This is a genomic window from Vibrio sp. 10N.222.52.C3 (assembly GCF_041474195.1).
GTDB lineage: Bacteria > Pseudomonadota > Gammaproteobacteria > Enterobacterales > Vibrionaceae > Vibrio > Vibrio crassostreae_C.
In genome coordinates this window covers 24,796-42,387 of record NZ_JBFRTQ010000088.1, presented here as the reverse complement: position 1 = coordinate 42,387, position 17,592 = coordinate 24,796, and the positions used below count along the sequence as shown (strand labels likewise).

The following is a 17,592-nucleotide window of genomic DNA, read 5'->3' as shown; positions in this document are numbered from 1 at the left end:
GTTTCCAAGACTAACAAAATACTCAGTAAAGTTAGGGGTTAATTTCTAATAAATTTTGAATTTTTCTAAAAAATTTAAGCAGGAATTTCTGGTGTATATGTGTGGTTGATTTAAGTATTCACTCGGTGAGTTTATTTATCGTTTAGTTAACGTTCGTCCATTATTGAATGATTTAGAAATTGGCAAAATTCAGTTAAAAAGAAGTATGTTTATGAGCTAATTGTTTTCAATTCATCAAGTTTAATACTTCTCCTTTCCTGAATCCCGTTCAGGCAATGTCGATGACTAACCGTTCTATGGGTAAAAGACACGCTCAGATCGCTTTATCAATTTGAAGGTAAATAGGTAAAGAACGAGAAAAGTGTCGAAAATTCTGTTGACCTGACTACAACTTCATAGTTTATCTTTACTACTGAAATGAGGGAGAAGTGGATGTATCGCATATCTGAATTAGCGGAGCTCGTTGGCCTGAGCCGTTCAACGCTTTTGTACTATGGAAAGTTGGGTTTGATAGAAGCTCAACGCACCAATAATGGTTATCGAAGTTATTCCGAACGCGACTTGCAGCGTGTGAAATTGTTGCAGCAGTTACAAGCGGGTGGACTGACGTTGAAAGAGTGTCAGGCGTGTTTGGATGCCAAGGTTGACCGCTCCTTGTTACAAAACCGACTCGAACAATTGGACGAAGAGATCGCTCAGAAACAGCGTTCGAGAGATCTTTTATCGGCCTTGTTAGGCGAGAGTGGTTTGCAAGATTGGCATGAATCGATGGACAAGGTGGCGCCTGATGCGCATCTCGATTGGCTCATTAAGCAAGGCTTTGATGAGAAGCAAGCACTGCGACTGAAATGGCTTTCAAAAGACATGAACGATCATGACCAGTACATGGCGGATTTTGAGGTGATCTTTGAGGGTTTACAGCGTTTAGGGCCAGGAACAGCGGAAGATACTTTAGCGGCGTTGGTACACGTTTCGGTTTCTCCTAAACGTGTGCTTGAGATCGGTTGTGGTAAAGGTATTGCCACCTCTGTGTTAGCGAAAGCCTTAGTAGAACATCAAGTGGATGTGCAAATAACGGCGGTAGATAATGATCAACCGAGTTTAGATGTTCTGACTCAGCAAGCACAGGTTCTTGGCTTAGAAAGCAACGTCAAAACCGTATGCGCGAGCATGATGGATCTGCCGTTTGAAGCTAAGTCGTTTGACCTAATTTGGTCGGAAGGCAGCGCTTACATCATGGGTGTTGAAAAGGCGCTAAAGCAGTGGCGAAATTTACTCAGTGATGACGGCATATTGGTCGTTAATGATTTGGTGTGGAATACCGAACAACCTAACGAATCGAGCAAAGCGTTCTGGCAGAAAGAGTACCCGGACATGACGACGGTTTCCGAGCGTATTAAACAGGCAAAAGCAGCGGGTTATGAAGTTTTGGATCACTTTGCAATGAGTGACGCTGGTTGGCTTGCGTATTACCAGCCCTTTCAAAAGCGAATAGAAGCGCTTAAAGCAACGATGCCGAACTCAAAAGCGCTCGTCGATTGCGACAATGAAGTTAAACAATTTTTCGATAGCAGCACATCAAAGAACGGTTTGGGTCAAGAGCCTTCGAAAGGTTCTGAACAACGTGATTTTGATTATCAGTTCTTTGTGCTCAAGAAATTAAAGTAAATGAGTAACACCATGAAATTTAGGCAATATAATTCAAATGAAATCGAAACGATCACTCAAGTTTTCACTCAAACCTTTACGGATTCAGAAGGTGAGAACGAAGGTAAAACTTTGGGTGAGCTTGCCAACGATCTTTTAACGACCACAGCTCCGACAGAGCTATTTTGCTTTGTTGTTGAAGATGATTCTAGTGAGTCGGATGCGGATAGTACGATTGTAGGCTCGATTATCTTTACGTCGCTTTCATTTGACGATGAAACCAAGGCATATTTGCTTTCGCCAGTCGCGGTGAGCACTCAGGTGCAAAAGCGTGGTATTGGTCAGCGCCTGATTAACTCCGGTTTGCAGCTCCTAAAAGAGCAGGGTATTGAGCTTGCAGTGACGTACGGTGATCCTAACTACTATTCAAAAGTGGGCTTTGAGCAAATTACCGTTGAGCAAGTCCCTGCGCCCTTTGAATTGAGTTTCTCTCACGGTTGGTTGGCTCAATCGTTGACTGGTGGTGAAATTAAAGTAACAAGTGGCAAGTCGAGCTGTGTTAAAGGCTTGGCCCACGCAGAATATTGGTAGCCGCTTGCAAAAAAATTGAGAAAAAGAGAAAGCCCATCAGGTGTTTGCCTGTTGGGCTTTCTTGTTATGAACGAAGACATTCTTCTGGCTTCAATGTATAAATTGAACAACTGTTCAAAATAACACTTGAACGATCGTTCTTGTTTGATCTATATTGTTTTCACACCAACGGAGAACATTCATTAATTGCTCCGTGATTGAATAACTTTAGAACCGAAAATTGATAGGGATAGAGCAATGAGCAACTTCAAAATTCACTCAGTAGAATCCGCGCCAGAGCAAAGCCAACCTATTCTTGAGGGCGCTAAAAAGCAGATGGGCAGAGTGCCGGGCTTGTTTGGTGTGTTGGCTGAATCTCCAAACACACTTAAGGCTTACACTCAGCTTCATCAGGCGTTTAGTGACTCATCTTTCGAGGCTGAAGAGCTAACGGTTGTTTGGCAAACCATCAACGTTGAACACGAATGCCACTACTGCGTTCCTGCACACACTGGCATTGCACATTCAATGAAGGTTGATCCTGCAATCACCGAAGCACTGCGTAATCGCACAGCTTTACCCACTGAAAAGCTGCAAGCCCTGCATGATTTTACGCTGAGCATGGTACGTAACCGCGGCAATGTGCCTGAAAGTGAAATGGCAGCATTTTTCGAAGCGGGCTACGGTCAGCAACAAGTGCTAGAAGTGATTCTTGGCCTGTCTCAGAAAGTGATCAGTAATTACGTAAACCACGTTGCTAAAACGCCAGTCGACAAAGTTTTTGAACAGTTCGCTTGGCAAGGGTAATCGTATTTAACTAACCATCGTATTTAAGCAACTCAAGATATGATAATGATGAAAGCCCCACTCAGTTGAATGGGGCTTTGTTGTTTTGGTCTAAATGGTAATTAGAAAGGTAACCTAACGCACGTGCTTAGCGATTATTTTCGCTAGTGTCACAAGCCCTTCTTTCCACTCTTTGCTCTCTTCAATGTTGGCAACAGTAAAGCGCAAGCAGTGTTTATATTGGTCGTTGGTGCCAAATACTGTTCCGGGTAAAATCCCCAACTTATGCTTTAAACAGTCTCGATAGACTGCGTAGCTATCGACCGATTCAGGCAGTGTTATCCAGTTTAAAAAAGAGCCTTCCGGTTTTGATAGGTGGTATTGCCCGACAAGGTGTGGGTGGCTATCTAGTGCTTGTATTAACAGGCTTTGGAATTGCTTTTGGTTGGTTTGGTAGAGCCGTTTCATTTTGGATAAGTGGCTGCGATATTTACCGGTAGTGAGGAATTGCCCTACCGCGGATTGCATCAGGTTTGAGCTGCCCATGTTGTCGCATAAAAGGTACTTTTCGACTAAAGGTTGGTAGCGCCCCGACAATAACCAACCGATTCGCAAGCGTGAGTCTAAGGTTTTAGACAGTGAGTTGACGTAGATGACTCTATCTTGGTCATCAAGCTCTTTGAGGCTAGCGATTGGTGTATCGAACGCCAAGCTACCGAACACATCGTCTTCGATAATTGGCAAAGATCCGGTGATCTCCAGTAATGCTTTTCGATTCGCCAATGGCATCCGTGAACCGGTTGGATTAGTAAAGTTTGGCGTTAGCAGTAAGGTTTTCACTTCCCATTTGTCCAACGCACTCTGTAGGGATGGTATATCAATACCGTGGCTAACGCTGCTTGGGATTTCAAGGGCTTGCAATCCAAGCGATTCAAGTAAAAGTAGATTGCCGAAGTAACACGGTGACTCGACCGCCACGATGTCACCGGGCTTGGTGAGCGCACGTAAAGCCAAACTGATAGCCTGTTGAGCACCATGAGTAATCGCAATCTCTTTCGATCCCGCAGGCACACCAAGATCATGAGTGATCTTTAACAATTGCTTTACTAATTGCTCGTCGCCGGGGGGTAATTGGTAATAACCGGGAAGCTGAGTTTGTAATCGACTGTGACGGCCAATCTCGGCATACAAGCTACGAATCGCAGGATTGTTGATGTTCGGGTGCGCGGAGCCTGCCAACAGTTTCAGGCGACCTTTTGGACGAGAGAGTACCGATTTGGTGACAGACAACAGATCGACTTTTTGAGGTTGGCTTGATGCATCCCAGCTGGTGGTGTTCGGTGCTTTCACGCGATAGCCAGATTTAGGTACTGAATAAACCCAGCCTGTGGCTTCCAGTTCTTGATAGGCGCGAATTACGGTATTTTTGCTCACGCCAAGCTGTTCGCTTAGTTGACGGATTGAGGGAAGACGATCGTCTGGATGAAAGAGTCCCTTATCGATCTGAGCCTTAATATGTTGTTCGGTAGCAAGGTATTTATTGCCGCTGAGTTCTGCTTCCACGTGTTTCTCCCTCGTTGCACACTCTCAATCTGTAACCATTTAAAGTGTTATATCTGTATCTATATTAGTTATCTGTACCCAACTAAGGTAACAGCATTGATGAAGAGTTGACCAGAGGTTTGTAATGCTGATTAAAATGATTCCGTTTGTGTTTGTAATATTGTGGTCGTCAGGTTTTGTCGGCGCACGTCTTGGTGTTGAATATGCCGAACCCGCAACATTACTTTCATTGAGGATGGTAGCCAACGTGGCGCTGTTCTTGGTTTTGATTGCAATCCTTAAGCGTCGTATTCCTCGTGGTCGAGCATTCTTACACGCAAGTGTGGTTGGCATCTTGATTCATGGTTTCTACCTTGGTGGCACCTATCTGGCGATTGATATAGGTATGCCCGCCGGGTTGAGTTCTCTACTTGTTGGCTTACAACCGATTCTTACCGCATTGATTATGATCAGCTGTACTTCGCAGCGTTTTAATTTTGCACAGTGGTTGGGGTTAGCGCTTGGTTTTGCGGGTATTAGTTTGGTGTTGATGGGCAATATTGAATGGCAGTCAGACGACCAAAAAGGCTTGGCAACGTTATTGTGTTTGGTTTCTTTGGTGGGTATTACCTGCGGCACTTTGTATCAGAAGCGCTTCTGTCAGGGGACAGATATGGTCGGCGGTGCGATGGTGCAATATTTGGCTTCTGCCGCGTTGTTTCTGCCGTTCGCAATGCGTTACGAAACTATGCAAGTAAACTGGACGATAGAATTCACGTTGACTCTAATTTGGCTGGTGGTCGTTCTGTCTTGTGTTGCCATCCTATTGTTGCTTTACATGGTAGAGCACGGTGCATCTTCAAGTGTGGCTTCGGTCTTTTACTTGGTGCCACCGACGACAGCAATCCAAGCGTGGCTTATTTTCGGTGAGTCGTTCGACATGTATGGCGCGATGGGCTTTGCCTTGTCTGCTGCGGCGGTTTATTTGGTGGTGAAAAAGCCTGAGTTAATTAAGGCTCGTAGGCGAACAGTGTTAGAGCGGTAGTTTGTATACCAAACTCATCCTACTAAAAATCGATGACTAGAAACCAAAAAGAGCCTGACAATGCAGGCTCTTTTTTTACTCATTTTTTCGCTAGCGATTGATGACTAGCGTTTCATCAAACAAGCGTAAGCCGTTGTAAACGGTGCTTCTTGGTATTGCTTAAGGCCAGTTTCTTTGAACTTCATCATAAGAGGGTTGCGCTTAAGGCTCTCCTTGATGTCAGCAGGTGATACAACGGTTACGTCTAGGCCGTCGATCAACTGAATTGCTGCTTCTAGTTTGAAGCCGAAGCCACCGCCAGCAAATTTGCCTTTAGTCTGACGTTGGCGAATTACAACTTTTTCTACTTGGTAATCTTCCATTAACTTTGCAAAAGAGAATTGAAAGTCTTTCATATTCTGTGTGTCGTTTGCGTCGCTAATCGCAACCTTAGAAACTCGGCAATCAGGAATGTTAAATACGCCGTCTGACAGAGAAAGAAGACAGATGACTGCATCGTTACCTTTGATTTCAACACCACAAATTTTCATGTTCTTACCTACTTATTTTAGAGCCCTACATTATGGTGTTATTTCTAACACTTCTCCAGTATTTGCGCGTATCAGCAGCAAATAAGTCTAAATCAGAGAGTATTTTAGTCGCCGAAAGTTAACCTTTGATTGAAAAAGCATCACGCGAATTTACGGTATCGTTTGCTATGAGATGAAGCTCACAAAAGCTTAGCGGGATTTTATATGTGTGCTGTATATTGCGCGCGCATCCCTATTTGAAGTGTGGTTATTAATCCCAATGAATATCAATAATCTTTCGATTAAGAGTAAAATCGCGATCCCGCTGTTGGTGATTGTGATTGTTTTTTCTACCGTTACTGTGCTTAATGTCATTAGATCTAATGCTCAGGCTGCGATTAATAACGAGCTCAATAATGTGGTTCAGCCAGTGCTAGATAACCTAGAAGATGGCTACCGAGATATCTACCAAATTATCGCTTCGGCACAAGGTCTGTTGCTTGCGAAAGACCAAGCGGCGGTCGAGTACCAAAAGTTTGAATTTAAAGACAACGCTTACAAAGCGGTTCCTCGTTTTCAAAGTGTCGAAACCTTGTATCAAGCGGGCGTGTTGGACCCATCTTCACGTGGCGAGTTAGCAAAGCTTGTTAACGCGATGAGCAAGTGGGTGGCACTGCACGAGCCAATGTTCGCTGATCCAGCAAACGCAGACCAATACAATATTGATTACTCGCCAGCGCTTGACGCAGAGTTTGCGATCATTCGTACTCAACTGCGCGATATCCGAACTCTGATCGAATTGAAACAGAAAGAGCTTCGCCAGCAAGCCGATGACTCTATTGAATCAAGCAAATTGATCATTGAAGTAGGTATGGCCGTTGCTGTTTTCGCTGCATTTTTCGCTATGTGGTTATCGAATCGCTTTATCGTTCAGCCAATCCAGAACGTAGAGAAAGCGATGAATGAGATCGCATCGGGCGACGGTAACTTGTCTCAACGTATGAAGGTCGAAGGTAATGACGAGATCGCTCGTTTGAGTTCTGTTTTCAACCAGTTTGTTGGCAAGATCCATGTCACCGTGGAGCAAGTTATTCTCACATCGAACGCAGTACGTGGCGAGATGGAAAACATCAAATCACTCACGCAAAGTGTTGCTGAATTTTCATCGAACCAACAGCGTGAAAGTGAAGTAGTCGCGGCGGCGGTTCATGAGATGCAAGCAACCAGTGAAGTGGTGAGTGGTAATGCATTAGATGCGGCAACCGCCAGTAATGTTGCCAATCATGAAGTGGAATCGGCAGACACCACGCTTGGCTTGACCGTGACTTCGATTGAACGCCTTGCGCAAGATATCGAGAACGCGGGCGGTGTGGTTCAAGAACTAGATACAGACGTGAAGAACATCGCCTCAATCCTTGGCGTGATCAAAGGTATTGCAGAACAAACCAACCTACTTGCTTTGAATGCGGCTATTGAAGCGGCACGAGCGGGTGAACAAGGCCGTGGCTTTGCGGTTGTGGCTGATGAAGTTCGAGCGCTTGCGAGTAAAACTCAAGACAGCACTGGCGAAATCCAATCAATGATTGAACGCTTAGAAGTGGGTGCTAAACACGCGGTTGGTGTGATGACTGAAAGCAAAGTGAGTGGCGAGAAAACTATTGTTCAAGCAGGAACTGCAGCATCTTCATTGAGTGAGATTCGTAACTCAATTGGCAAGATGAATGACATGAACACACAAATTGCTACGGCGGCTTCGCAACAGTCTCAAGTGTCTGAAGAAGTGAATAAGAATGTTCAACGCATCGCTGAAAGCACCATGCAAATGGTTGAGATGGCAAGCAGCGCAGAAAATGCATGTATGGCATTGGCTGAACAGTGTGAAGCGCTAGATAGCCTTGTGTCTCAGTTTGAAGTGTAATTTTCAAAATTAGACAGACGAATATGAGCTGATAATGGTTGCTCGTATTGAGTCCCATTAATCAGCGGTGAACGACAAAAAGCCCGCACTCTATGAGTGCGGGCTTTCTTTTTGACTAGGTGATCAGTCTTTTGACTAGGTGATCAGTTTTTAGACCTGATCAATCACTCAGTGTTAGCTGCTAAGACCGTCTTTGTATGTGTAACGGTAGTCCACTTTTACGTTCGCTTGGTAGTGGATGTCGCCGTTCATGTTAGTGATCTTTTTCACTTCCATATTTGCATCATCAATCTTGAACGAATCGTATTTGGTTGTCTGTTGGAACTGTGGCAGTTCTCTTGAAAGCTCAAAAGGTGTTTTTGCGCGTAACTCATCCATAAGGTTGGTGCCTGCATCGTATGCTTCGACTTCACTAGCATATGTGTCAGATTTTAGCGTTGTTTCTTGAATTGTTGTTTTAGTTGCTGCAAACGCAGTGGTGCTGAGTACAAGAGTTGATGCAAGTATGATTAACTTCTTCAAAGGGATACCTTACTTTGTTGTACCAGTGTTTTAGAGATTCTCACCCTAGCAATAGGGGATGAGGTTAATGTTAGGACAAAAATATGGTTCTGTAAGGGAATGACTATAGGTGCCGAAGATTAATGCACAGCGCATATCAAGCAAGGTGACACTGATATCTAACTTCAATACACTGTATGGGTAACCAAAGTTCAGCATAAGGTAAAGGCATGGCCAATTGGGAAGGGGTAAGTGAGTTTGTTGCAGTGGCAGAGCGTGAAAGCTTTACTGGTGCGGCGCAGAAGCTCGCTACGTCGGTGGCTCAAATCAGTCGTAGAGTAGCAAACCTCGAAGAACGACTCGCAGTGAAACTGCTCAATCGAACGACTCGAAAGGTGTCTCTTACAGAGGCTGGGCAACTCTATTACCAACAATGTAAGTTGTTGGTCGAAGGTTTAGAAATTGCTGAGCTTGCGGTCACGCAGATGCAATCCACACCCAAAGGCTTACTGAAAGTCACCGCGCCTGTGACTTATGGTGAGCGCCAACTCGCCCCAATACTGCATCAATTCTTAAAGCTTCACCCGCAAGTAGAGCTTGAGCTGATGCTGACCAATCAAAAGCTCGATCTTATCGATTCGGGTGTTGATGTTGCGATTCGTCTTGGCCGCTTGGAAGACTCAAGCCTTGTGGCAAAGAGGCTGTCTCAACGCCAACTTTATGTATGTGCAAGCCCTGAATATATTGAACGTTATGGCGAGCCGCATACATTATCAGAATTAAATAATCACCAATGTTTAGTCGGTGGATTTGAACATTGGCGTTTTAAAGAAAACAAACGCCCACGAGCAGTGCGAGTTAATGGACGTATCAAGTGCAATAGTGGTTTGGCTTTGCTAGATGCAGCCAAGCAAAGCATCGGTTTAGTGCAATTACCAGAATATTATGTGAGTGAAGACCTTGAGTCTGGTGAGTTGGTTGAAGTGTTGTCTGATTATCGTGATGACAAAGAGGGTATTTGGGCACTTTATCCACAGAATCGTAACTTATCTTCTAAGGTGCGCTTGCTGGTGGACTTCCTTTCTGAGCAGTTGGATTAGTTTATGACCTAAAGCCTCCACCGATAAAAAACGGGCTTCAGAATAGAGATTCTGAAGCCCGATTACTTTAGAGAGGATAGCTTTGAACGTTGAGGAGTGTTCACCTGCTCGACATTAGACTGTGAAGCGATCCACCAAGTGGTACAGCTCATTGGCACGACTGTTGAGGTTTTGGCTACCTGCACGGTTTTGGTTTGCTAGTGCAGCCGATTGCGAGCTTTGATCTGAAATCACCACAATGCGTTGAGATATTTCTTGTCCTACAATATTTTGCTGTTCAGTGGCTGTCGCAATAAGCGAGTTCATGTCCATGATGGTATCAATCGACGCTTGGATCTTCGCCAGTGCTTTGGCTGCGGCATTCGCTTCTTCCACGGTTTGCGCACTTCGGTTTTGACTTGAATCCATCGCTTTCACAGCAGCATCTGAGGCAGCTTTAAGTTGCTCAATCATCTTGTGAATGTCGCCAGTGCTTTCTTGAGTGCGGCTTGCCAGTTTACGAACCTCGTCCGCAACCACAGCAAACCCACGACCTTGTTCGCCTGCACGTGCAGCTTCAATCGCGGCATTCAACGCGAGTAGGTTAGTTTGCTCGGCAATGTCTTGGATGACCGCCAACGAAGAGGAGATATTCTGCACATCACCTTCTAAACGAGACACGACAGTGTTGGCTTCTGATACTTCGCTCGCTAGGCCTGCAACCGAATCTGCAGCGGCGTTTACTATCTGTTGCGCTTCTTTGGCATTGCCCTCTGCAAGTTTAGCGGAATCCGCCGCTTGGCTAGCGTTGCTCGAGATCTCTTGCGCCGTTGTGGTCATTTCAGTCATCGCCGTTGCAACTTGTTCAGTCTCTTCACGTTGCCCAGTAGCAATCTCGTCGACCTGCGCAGCGCGAGAAGACATGCTAGATGTCTCGGCTACGACTTGCTGACCGACATCGCTTACGCTGCGAATGATGGTTTGAAGGCTTGCCACGAAGGCGTTGAAGTTCTCGCTGAGCTTAGTGAACTCAGGCGCTTTAAATGTTTCCATTCGAGCGGTTAAATCGGCTTCGCCACTCGCGAATGCGCTGATTGAACGATCAAACTGCTCGAGTGGTCGCATGATTGTGCGGTTGACGGCAACGGCAAACGCAGCAACTACTAGGGCAATCAAACCACAGAATATAGCGATCGCCGTCAATGAGCTTTGTAACGCGACATTCGAGCTCTCTTTCATCTCTGCGATTACAGCATCGATGTCGTCAGTATAAAAACCTGTGCCTAGCATCAAGTCCCACTGGGGAACGAATATCGAGTAGCTCAGTTTCGGTAGAGCTTCTGATTGACCAAGTTTTGGAAAGTAGTAGGTGGTGAACTCACCAAGCTTTGAGTTCTTGATCAAGTCACGAATCAGGTAGTTGCCTTTTTTGTCTTGCAGGTCGTAGTAGTTTTTACCAATGCCATCGTTATTTTGCCCAACAACTACTCGAACGCCTTTAGAGTCGTAGCCAAAGATGTAGCCAGACTCGCCATATTCGAGAGTTCTTAATGTCGGTAAGGCTTCTTCTAATGTTGCACCTCTTTCCAAGAACGGGCTAATAGAAGATTGAGCCATTTGCAGATACGCTTTAAGTTCCTTTTCTTTCATCGCCATCATATTGCTACGCGTCGATTCTACTTGTTGTGCGGTTAGCTCGGTGCTCTTCATATACGTCACGCTCATCATCCCAATTGCCATCAGTAGCAGTGGAATAAAAGAGAGAATATAAAGGCGGTTTTTGATGGTTAGGGTCATGTCACGCTTCCTGTGTGATTGTCTCATGCAATTTTCAACACATTATTAATGTGGTTTCAAAATGTAAATGGGCTTGTTGTTTAATTGTTATCCTAGAGTGTTTTTGTTTTATAAATATGATGACGGTTAGGTTTTTGGGGTGAGAAGCCTTGCAACTAGAGGCTTAAGCGCGAAAAAGTGAGTTTGTATCGATGCTTTTGAATTCGACGCTGCTTTGTTAGAATGCGACGCTTTGTAGCACCCTGCTATGTCTATTCGTTAAGTGAGAAAGATTCATGAACAAAAGCCATGTGACTATTGGTTTAACTAACCCAAAGAGCCCGACAAACGTTGGTGCTGTTATGCGTGCGGCTGGTTGTTACCAAGTCGACGAAGTTAAATACACAGGGCAACGCTACGAAAAAGCCGCAAAATTCCACACCGATACTAAGAGTGCTGCGCGTACTATCCCGTTGACTGGTGTTGAGTCGTTTTTAGACAATCTTGATCCAGAAACTAAGATCGTTTGCGTAGAACTCGCAGAAGGTGCAACACCACTACCGCGTTTTAAACACCCAGAAAATGCCATTTATATCTTTGGCCCTGAAGACGGCTCTATTTCTCAAGATGTCGCCGACAGAGCCGATCATGTTGTGTACGTACCAACAGTTGGCTGCATGAACTTGGCAGCGACAGTGAATGTGCTGCTTTACGATCGTCTTGCTAAATCTGATGAAATGGATGAGAGCAACGAACTGATTAAGAAAAGCCGTGATAACCGTAACCATCTGCTAATCAAAGAAAAGTAATTCTCTGCTTCTAGTGTTATCTATCCCGTACGCAATCGGATATTATCTTGAGTTCATCATCAGATAATTGAAGGGTTAGATAACACCATGGAAGACAAGCAATTACTTGCCGCGCTACAGCAACACTCTGTCCTCGATCTCTATCAGTTATTCCAAGAAGTTGGTCAAAACCGCTCTTTGTATGCATTACTAGAGAGGTTATCTTCCCTTAAAGAACATCATCAACTGAGTACTCGTCTTAGCCCTTTTAAGCCTCATATCGAAGGATTGCTAGCTCAATTTGATAGCGCCACGCCAGATAGCGAGATCCTCAAGGCAGTCGCTCTTCAGTCTGAGATTCAGCAACGAGGCCACAGTATGAGTCGTTACATCATGACATCAGATAACCATCGCCATTTTTCCCCAAGTGCAGACCTAGTCATGTTTGGTGATTCGATCACCGAATGGGCCCCGTGGGCGGATATCTTTCGCGATGTTTCGATGGTCAACCGTGGCTTAGCGGGTGACACCACAACTGGCATGTTGCGCCGTATTGATACCACGTTGAATGTGAAGCCAAAGCTGGTGTGTTTTATGGCAGGGATAAACGATTTAGCTCAGGGTTATGATGTCGACCATATCTACCAGAACTACATTGATATGCTTAAGGTGTGGCAAGAAAATGAGATTCGCATATTGGTGCAATCAACGCTTTATGTTGGCTCTAAACTGCAAGGTTTAAATCCGTCGGTTGAACTGCTCAATAGCAAGCTAAGCGAGTACTGTACACAGCAAGGCATTGCGTTCTTAGATGTGAATTCAGTATTGTCGCCTAATAAGCTGTTGTCGAACAAGTACTCGTGTGATGATCTGCATTTGAATGCGAAGGCTTATCAAACTTGGGCTGAGATACTTCAACCTACGATAGCTGAGCTACTAAAATAGACTCACGCAAAACGCTAGCTAGACCGATAAACAGCTTAGCTAATACAAGAAAAGCCAAACCCTAGATTTGTTTCGCGAACCATAAGGACATCAATGTGAACCTAAGACAATTGGAAGTCTTTTACGCCATTATGCAGACCGGAACCGTATCTGGAGCCGCGCGCAGCTTGCATGTGTCGCAACCAAACGTGACCCGTATTTTGGCGCACACGGAGCAACAACTTGGGTTTGGCTTATTCGAACGAGTTAAAGGGCGGTTGGTGCCAACGGTTGAGGCAAAAACCTTACTGCCAGAAGCGGAAAAGGTGTATCAGCAATTGGGGCAATTTCGATCTCTGACCAACAAAGTGAAGCAAGGCCATCAGCATTTACGCATTGGTGCGCCGCCGATTTTAGCGACTAAATTACTGACTCCGGTAATCGCCCAAATGTCTCGCGAGCAAAATGGCAGTAAGCAAGATCTCTCTTTTGAGTTGCTGACAGCAAACCGTGATGAACTGTGCGCTGGGCTATTAAAGCATGAGCTTGATATTGCTATCGCGTTTGGCGATGAAGCACCGCCTGCGATATTAAGTGAAACGCTATTAACCGAATCACTAAAGGTTTTGGTTCCTTCCAATACGGTTGATCATTTCCCCGCGGAATTAACGTTAGATGATCTGATCAATTATCCGCTGCCAATCATCGGGCTCGATAGCCGCGATCCATTAGGCCTCCTGTTACATCAACGCCTTATTGCACGTGAGCAGCATTATCACCACCCGATATCTGTACGTGGGTATAGCGCCGCTGCGGAACTGGTCAAGCACCAAGCGGGGTTTGCGATTGTTGATCCGTGGACGGCAGAGCAATATCAAAATGACGATGCGGTCTGTGTGTTGCCGCTTCAACCAGACATCCAATTTTCGGTATCGATGCTTTGCGCAGAGCACACCCCTCAGTCGATTTCCGTTAAGCAATTTATCGCTTCATTGAAAATCCATACTCACCCTATAACTTAAGGTTATAGGCTCGCCATAAATAGGCATTCGGCAGCTTCGAAGTTCTTAATTAAAGTAAACCCATACAAGGGCTTATTAATTAGGAATACTCATGTCGATCGCTCAACCTTACCTTCTTTTTCTTGGGGATGTTACTGACCCACTCGCTGCAAAAACAGCTCGCGGTATTCATCAATGGCGACCAGAAATCTGCCTAGGTCAACTGCGTTTAACGGGTGATACCGTTTCACTGGGCTTAACGGATATGACCCTGCAAGAGGCGCAAGCGCAGGGCGCGAAGACGCTAGTGATTGGTACCGCAAATCCGGGTGGTGTTATTCCTGATTCTTGGCAGTCAACCATTATGGCCGCTGCAGAAATGGGATATGAGATTGCATCTGGCATGCACCAACGATTGAGTGAATTTTCACCGCTTGCTGACATGCAGCAACAAGGATTGACTAAGCTTCATGATGTACGCCATTTTGACGGTGTTCTTAATGTTGGTAACGGTAAGCTTCGTCAAGGTAAGCGCCTGCTTACTGTCGGAACTGATTGCTCAGTAGGCAAAATGTTCTCGGCATTAGCGATTGAAAAGTCGCTTAAACAAGCGGGAACATCCGCTCAGTTTAAAGCGACAGGGCAGACAGGTATTTTGATTGAAGGCAGCGGTATTTCGATTGATGCGGTGGTTGCGGATTTTATTTCTGGCGCAGTTGAAGCGATTAGCCCTGATTTTACCGACCACGATTGGGACATCATTGAAGGGCAAGGCTCTTTGTTCAACCCTTCGTTTGCAGGCGTGAGTTTGGGTCTTTTACATGGCGCACAAGCTGATGCCTTAGTGCTGTGTCATGAAGTTGGGCGACCACATATTCGTAACCTTCCTCATGCTAAATTACCAAGCATAGAACAGACGATTGAAGCCAACTTGCAAGCGGCGCGACTGACTAATCCAGACGCGAAGCTGGTGGGTATCTGCTTGAACACGTCGGCGATTAGCATTGAAGAGGCTGAGACATTGTGCCAAGAATGGACCACACTCTATCAAGTGCCAGTGACGGACCCAGTGCGCTTTGGTGTACAACACATTACTGATCATTTGCGACATTCACTTTAACGACTTCATCATTTCTACGTTTCCATTTGTTAAAGTGAACATCAACCGAGTGAAATTATGAAGATTACAGCTGAACCCATTATTATCGCGATGCAAACGCCTTTTCGCATCTCTCGTGGCAGTCGAACTGAGTGTCACGTTGTTCGTGTTTACATTGAACATGGTGGCAAACGAGCTCAGGGCGAATGCACGCCTTACCCACGATACGGCGAGTCATCGGAGTCTGTGTTAGCGCAAATCCAACAAGCGTCTAGCGCACTTGAAGCTATGTTTGAACGAGGCGTTACTGATCCGGCAGAGCTAAGAGATCATCTTCAGTCTTTATTGACCGGAGGGGCAGCGCGCAATGCGGTCGATTGTGCGCTTTGGGATTTTGAAGCTCAGCAGAACGACCAGACGTTTCCGAATAGCTTGTTTGAGTTGCCTGCTCAAATCGTGACTGCAATGACAGTCTCGATTGGCACGCCAGAAGCCATGGCGACTCAGGCTCGAGACTATGTCGCGAATGGTGCGAAACTTCTGAAAGTGAAGCTTGACGGCGAGCAGGTGGTAGAGCGTGTTCGCGCGGTACGAGAAGCTGCGGCAGATGTTCAAATTGTATTGGATGCGAATGAAGCGTGGACAGGATTGAATCTCGAAGAGTTGTTCAATCAACTGGTAGAATTTGATATTGCGATGATCGAGCAGCCGTTACCCCAACAGCACGATGCCTCATTGGCGCACATCAAGCACCCGATACCACTGTGTGCTGATGAAAGCTGTCATACCACTTCGCAACTTTCATCTTTGTTAGGCAAATATGAAATGGTCAACATCAAGCTCGATAAAACAGGTGGTTTGACCGAAGCATTGGTACTTGCTGAAGAAGCTCAAAGGCTAGGATTTACGCTGATGTCGGGTTGTATGCTCGGTACATCGCTGGCGATGCGTGCAGCTCTGCCTATCGCCGTTCAATCTGAAATCGTCGACCTCGATGGCCCAGTCTTACTTGGTCAAGATGTAGCACCATCACTGACTTATCGAGATGGGATGATTATTCTCTAAGTTCGTTGAGCCCGTTTAATCGATGGACATGACATGAATGAAATCGTATGAGTGAAAACTTGTGCGATTTTTGCTTCAAAGTCTGAGCGATTATCTAAATTACTTCACTTTTAAGCCTCAGCAGCGCATCCACAAATTCTGCAAACCCATAGCCACCAGGCTGCGACATGACCCTGCTTGGATAATGCTCTAGCTTATCCCAATAATGTTGAATGTTTGCCACGCCAACGGTAAGTGGAAGTGATTCGAACATCTGCTGATCATTCATTGAATCGCCGACATAGCAGGCTTGATTGTGGATTTGCTCAAGCGATAAGCCTTTATTAGCCAGGAAACGGTGCACGGCGTTTTTCTTTGAGTGTTCGCCGTACCAAGCGTTGATATGAATCGAACTTGCCGTCGCGTGTGCGCCTAAAGCGTGTATTCTTTCGAGTACCGCTTGAACAGTTTCAGGGTCAACAGGCTTACGGTTTTGGCCGATATCAATCGCGACCTCACACAAGCGGTAAGATTGATCCAAAGTTAGCGATAGGTCGGGGTAACTCAACAAGATCGCTTCAACTTCTTGTTTTAGCTTAGCTTGGTTCTTACGCACTTGTTCTAGCGGTGTTTCAGATGAGAGTTGTAATGCATCATCTTGCTTCTCTAGTAAGAAGGCGCCGTTTTCTCCAAGCACGGCATCGACAGGCCAGAGCTGCGCAATATGGTCACACCAACCAGCACAGGCTCCCGTTACAGCGACCACTTTGATTCCATTGTCTCTCAGCTTTTGTAACACAATCAGGGTTTCTGGAGGGAGTGAACCTTGCCAAGTGAGCGTGTCATCGACGTCGGTTAATACCCATTCGATGTGCTTCCAGTTGTTGTCTAGTTGGTGTTCCATTAAAACTCACTTATTCCATGGATTGTTTTACACAGAGCGTATTAATTCAGCCCAATGTAGAATTAGAAGCTAACGTGATTAGAAAATACAGTGTTTAGCAAAATCGCCCGCTTCATTAGCCGTCCAGTCACCTTTAGGCTTTTCTTTCATATCCGCACACCAAGCTTCACTGCCAACCTCGGTACAAGCCATTAATTGAGTAGCAAGGAAAAGTATCAACGCGATTTTCTTCATAATAAACATTCCGTTGTGGTCTAAATTTCTGCTTATAACTGTATCAAATACCACAAGTGATTGTTATAGCTGCTAAGAACTTAAGGGCGTTAATAATGATGTGGGGTTGAGCTGAATTCGAGAGACGGTAAAGAAGGGAAGGTTTGCTTGGCTTTAAGATCGAAAAAGCCAGCAACATGTGCTGGCTTTGAAATTCTTAATAAGTGTCTATTCGTTATTTCGCTT

Annotated in this window: 17 protein-coding genes; 11 read left to right on the top strand and 6 right to left on the bottom strand. The window is 45.3% G+C overall.

What is annotated here, in order from left to right; translation table 11 throughout:
• Nucleotides 1–432 precede the first annotated feature (432 nt).
• From AB4517_RS14635 to AB4517_RS14625, 3 genes are all read left to right on the top strand, one after another.
• Nucleotides 433–1,668, top strand: coding sequence for a MerR family transcriptional regulator (locus AB4517_RS14635; protein WP_017069793.1), 1,236 nt, complete (start codon nt 433–435; stop codon nt 1,666–1,668).
• Nucleotides 1,669–2,238: a GNAT family N-acetyltransferase gene (locus tag AB4517_RS14630; protein ID WP_017064937.1), complete on the top strand. Its 570-nt coding sequence runs from the start codon at nt 1,669–1,671 to the stop codon at nt 2,236–2,238.
• A 237-nt stretch (nt 2,239–2,475) separates the two neighbouring features.
• On the top strand, nt 2,476–3,024 hold the full coding sequence (locus AB4517_RS14625; RefSeq protein WP_372148522.1) for a carboxymuconolactone decarboxylase family protein: 549 nt from the start codon (nt 2,476–2,478) through the stop codon (nt 3,022–3,024).
• 114 nt (nt 3,025–3,138) lie between these two features.
• On the opposite strand, the gene AB4517_RS14620 is transcribed toward AB4517_RS14625, so the two are convergent.
• Nucleotides 3,139–4,566 carry a PLP-dependent aminotransferase family protein gene (locus tag AB4517_RS14620; RefSeq protein WP_372148521.1) on the bottom strand — a complete coding sequence of 476 codons (1,428 nt, stop codon included), beginning with the start codon at nt 4,564–4,566 and terminating at the stop codon, nt 3,139–3,141.
• 124 nt (nt 4,567–4,690) lie between these two features.
• Between AB4517_RS14620 and AB4517_RS14615 the strand changes: the two genes are divergently transcribed.
• Nucleotides 4,691–5,590 carry a DMT family transporter gene (locus tag AB4517_RS14615; RefSeq protein ID WP_372148520.1) on the top strand — a complete coding sequence of 300 codons (900 nt, stop codon included), beginning with the start codon at nt 4,691–4,693 and terminating at the stop codon, nt 5,588–5,590.
• Nucleotides 5,591–5,694: 104 nt separating this feature from the next.
• Here the strand turns inward: AB4517_RS14615 and AB4517_RS14610 are convergent, their stop codons facing one another.
• Nucleotides 5,695–6,120 (bottom strand): DUF3010 family protein, encoded by a 426-nt coding sequence (locus AB4517_RS14610; protein ID WP_017071370.1) that lies wholly within the window; start codon nt 6,118–6,120, stop codon nt 5,695–5,697.
• Between the two features lie 259 nt (nt 6,121–6,379).
• Between AB4517_RS14610 and AB4517_RS14605 the strand changes: the two genes are divergently transcribed.
• Nucleotides 6,380–8,017 (top strand): methyl-accepting chemotaxis protein, encoded by a 1,638-nt coding sequence (locus AB4517_RS14605; RefSeq protein WP_372148523.1) that lies wholly within the window; start codon nt 6,380–6,382, stop codon nt 8,015–8,017.
• Nucleotides 8,018–8,191: 174 nt separating this feature from the next.
• Here AB4517_RS14605 and AB4517_RS14600 read toward each other — a convergent pair whose 3' ends face one another.
• Nucleotides 8,192–8,539: a DUF3316 domain-containing protein gene (locus AB4517_RS14600; protein ID WP_017064934.1), complete on the bottom strand. Its 348-nt coding sequence runs from the start codon at nt 8,537–8,539 to the stop codon at nt 8,192–8,194.
• Nucleotides 8,540–8,748: 209 nt separating this feature from the next.
• On the opposite strand from AB4517_RS14600, the gene AB4517_RS14595 reads away from it, so the two are divergent.
• The gene (locus tag AB4517_RS14595; protein ID WP_372148519.1) at nt 8,749–9,618 is read left to right on the top strand and encodes a LysR family transcriptional regulator; all 870 of its coding nucleotides are present in this window, start codon (nt 8,749–8,751) and stop codon (nt 9,616–9,618) included.
• A gap of 114 nt (nt 9,619–9,732) precedes the next feature.
• Here AB4517_RS14595 and AB4517_RS14590 read toward each other — a convergent pair whose 3' ends face one another.
• Complete coding sequence (locus tag AB4517_RS14590) at nt 9,733–11,394, bottom strand: methyl-accepting chemotaxis protein (protein WP_372148518.1); 1,662 nt, start codon at nt 11,392–11,394, stop codon at nt 9,733–9,735.
• Between the two features lie 275 nt (nt 11,395–11,669).
• On the opposite strand from AB4517_RS14590, the gene AB4517_RS14585 reads away from it, so the two are divergent.
• From AB4517_RS14585 to dgcA, 5 genes are all read left to right on the top strand, one after another.
• Nucleotides 11,670–12,182, top strand: coding sequence for an RNA methyltransferase (locus AB4517_RS14585; protein WP_017061674.1), 513 nt, complete (start codon nt 11,670–11,672; stop codon nt 12,180–12,182).
• 87 nt (nt 12,183–12,269) lie between these two features.
• On the top strand, nt 12,270–13,106 hold the full coding sequence (locus AB4517_RS14580; protein ID WP_017061675.1) for an SGNH/GDSL hydrolase family protein: 837 nt from the start codon (nt 12,270–12,272) through the stop codon (nt 13,104–13,106).
• Between the two features lie 95 nt (nt 13,107–13,201).
• A complete protein-coding gene (locus tag AB4517_RS14575; RefSeq protein ID WP_102320893.1) occupies nt 13,202–14,107 on the top strand; it encodes a LysR family transcriptional regulator in 906 nt (301 codons plus the stop codon).
• A 91-nt stretch (nt 14,108–14,198) separates the two neighbouring features.
• A complete protein-coding gene (gene dgcN / locus AB4517_RS14570) occupies nt 14,199–15,206 on the top strand; it encodes an N-acetyltransferase DgcN (protein ID WP_017061677.1) in 1,008 nt (335 codons plus the stop codon).
• Between the two features lie 57 nt (nt 15,207–15,263).
• Complete coding sequence (gene dgcA / locus AB4517_RS14565; protein ID WP_017066889.1) at nt 15,264–16,250, top strand: N-acetyl-D-Glu racemase DgcA; 987 nt, start codon at nt 15,264–15,266, stop codon at nt 16,248–16,250.
• A 94-nt stretch (nt 16,251–16,344) separates the two neighbouring features.
• Here dgcA and AB4517_RS14560 read toward each other — a convergent pair whose 3' ends face one another.
• Nucleotides 16,345–17,133, bottom strand: coding sequence for an HAD-IIB family hydrolase (locus AB4517_RS14560; RefSeq protein WP_372148517.1), 789 nt, complete (start codon nt 17,131–17,133; stop codon nt 16,345–16,347).
• Nucleotides 17,134–17,211: 78 nt separating this feature from the next.
• Nucleotides 17,212–17,367: a DUF3012 domain-containing protein gene (locus AB4517_RS14555; protein WP_017061679.1), complete on the bottom strand. Its 156-nt coding sequence runs from the start codon at nt 17,365–17,367 to the stop codon at nt 17,212–17,214.
• Nucleotides 17,368–17,592: the final 225 nt, after the last annotated feature.

Bases quoted from the DNA above. Each gene is read 5' to 3' on its own strand.
- AB4517_RS14635 (WP_017069793.1), top strand. From the start codon at position 433: ATGTATCGCATATCTGAATTAGCGGAGCTCGTTGGCCTGAGCCGTTCA.
- AB4517_RS14630 (WP_017064937.1), top strand. From the start codon at position 1,669: ATGAGTAACACCATGAAATTTAGGCAATATAATTCAAATGAAATCGAA.
- AB4517_RS14625 (WP_372148522.1), top strand. From the start codon at position 2,476: ATGAGCAACTTCAAAATTCACTCAGTAGAATCCGCGCCAGAGCAAAGC.
- AB4517_RS14615 (WP_372148520.1), top strand. From the start codon at position 4,691: ATGCTGATTAAAATGATTCCGTTTGTGTTTGTAATATTGTGGTCGTCA.
- AB4517_RS14610 (WP_017071370.1), bottom strand. From the start codon at position 6,120: ATGAAAATTTGTGGTGTTGAAATCAAAGGTAACGATGCAGTCATCTGT.
- AB4517_RS14605 (WP_372148523.1), top strand. From the start codon at position 6,380: ATGAATATCAATAATCTTTCGATTAAGAGTAAAATCGCGATCCCGCTG.
- AB4517_RS14595 (WP_372148519.1), top strand. From the start codon at position 8,749: ATGGCCAATTGGGAAGGGGTAAGTGAGTTTGTTGCAGTGGCAGAGCGT.
- AB4517_RS14590 (WP_372148518.1), bottom strand. From the start codon at position 11,394: ATGACCCTAACCATCAAAAACCGCCTTTATATTCTCTCTTTTATTCCA.
- AB4517_RS14585 (WP_017061674.1), top strand. From the start codon at position 11,670: ATGAACAAAAGCCATGTGACTATTGGTTTAACTAACCCAAAGAGCCCG.
- AB4517_RS14580 (WP_017061675.1), top strand. From the start codon at position 12,270: ATGGAAGACAAGCAATTACTTGCCGCGCTACAGCAACACTCTGTCCTC.
- dgcN (WP_017061677.1), top strand. From the start codon at position 14,199: ATGTCGATCGCTCAACCTTACCTTCTTTTTCTTGGGGATGTTACTGAC.
- dgcA (WP_017066889.1), top strand. From the start codon at position 15,264: ATGAAGATTACAGCTGAACCCATTATTATCGCGATGCAAACGCCTTTT.
- AB4517_RS14560 (WP_372148517.1), bottom strand. From the start codon at position 17,133: ATGGAACACCAACTAGACAACAACTGGAAGCACATCGAATGGGTATTA.
- AB4517_RS14555 (WP_017061679.1), bottom strand. From the start codon at position 17,367: ATGAAGAAAATCGCGTTGATACTTTTCCTTGCTACTCAATTAATGGCT.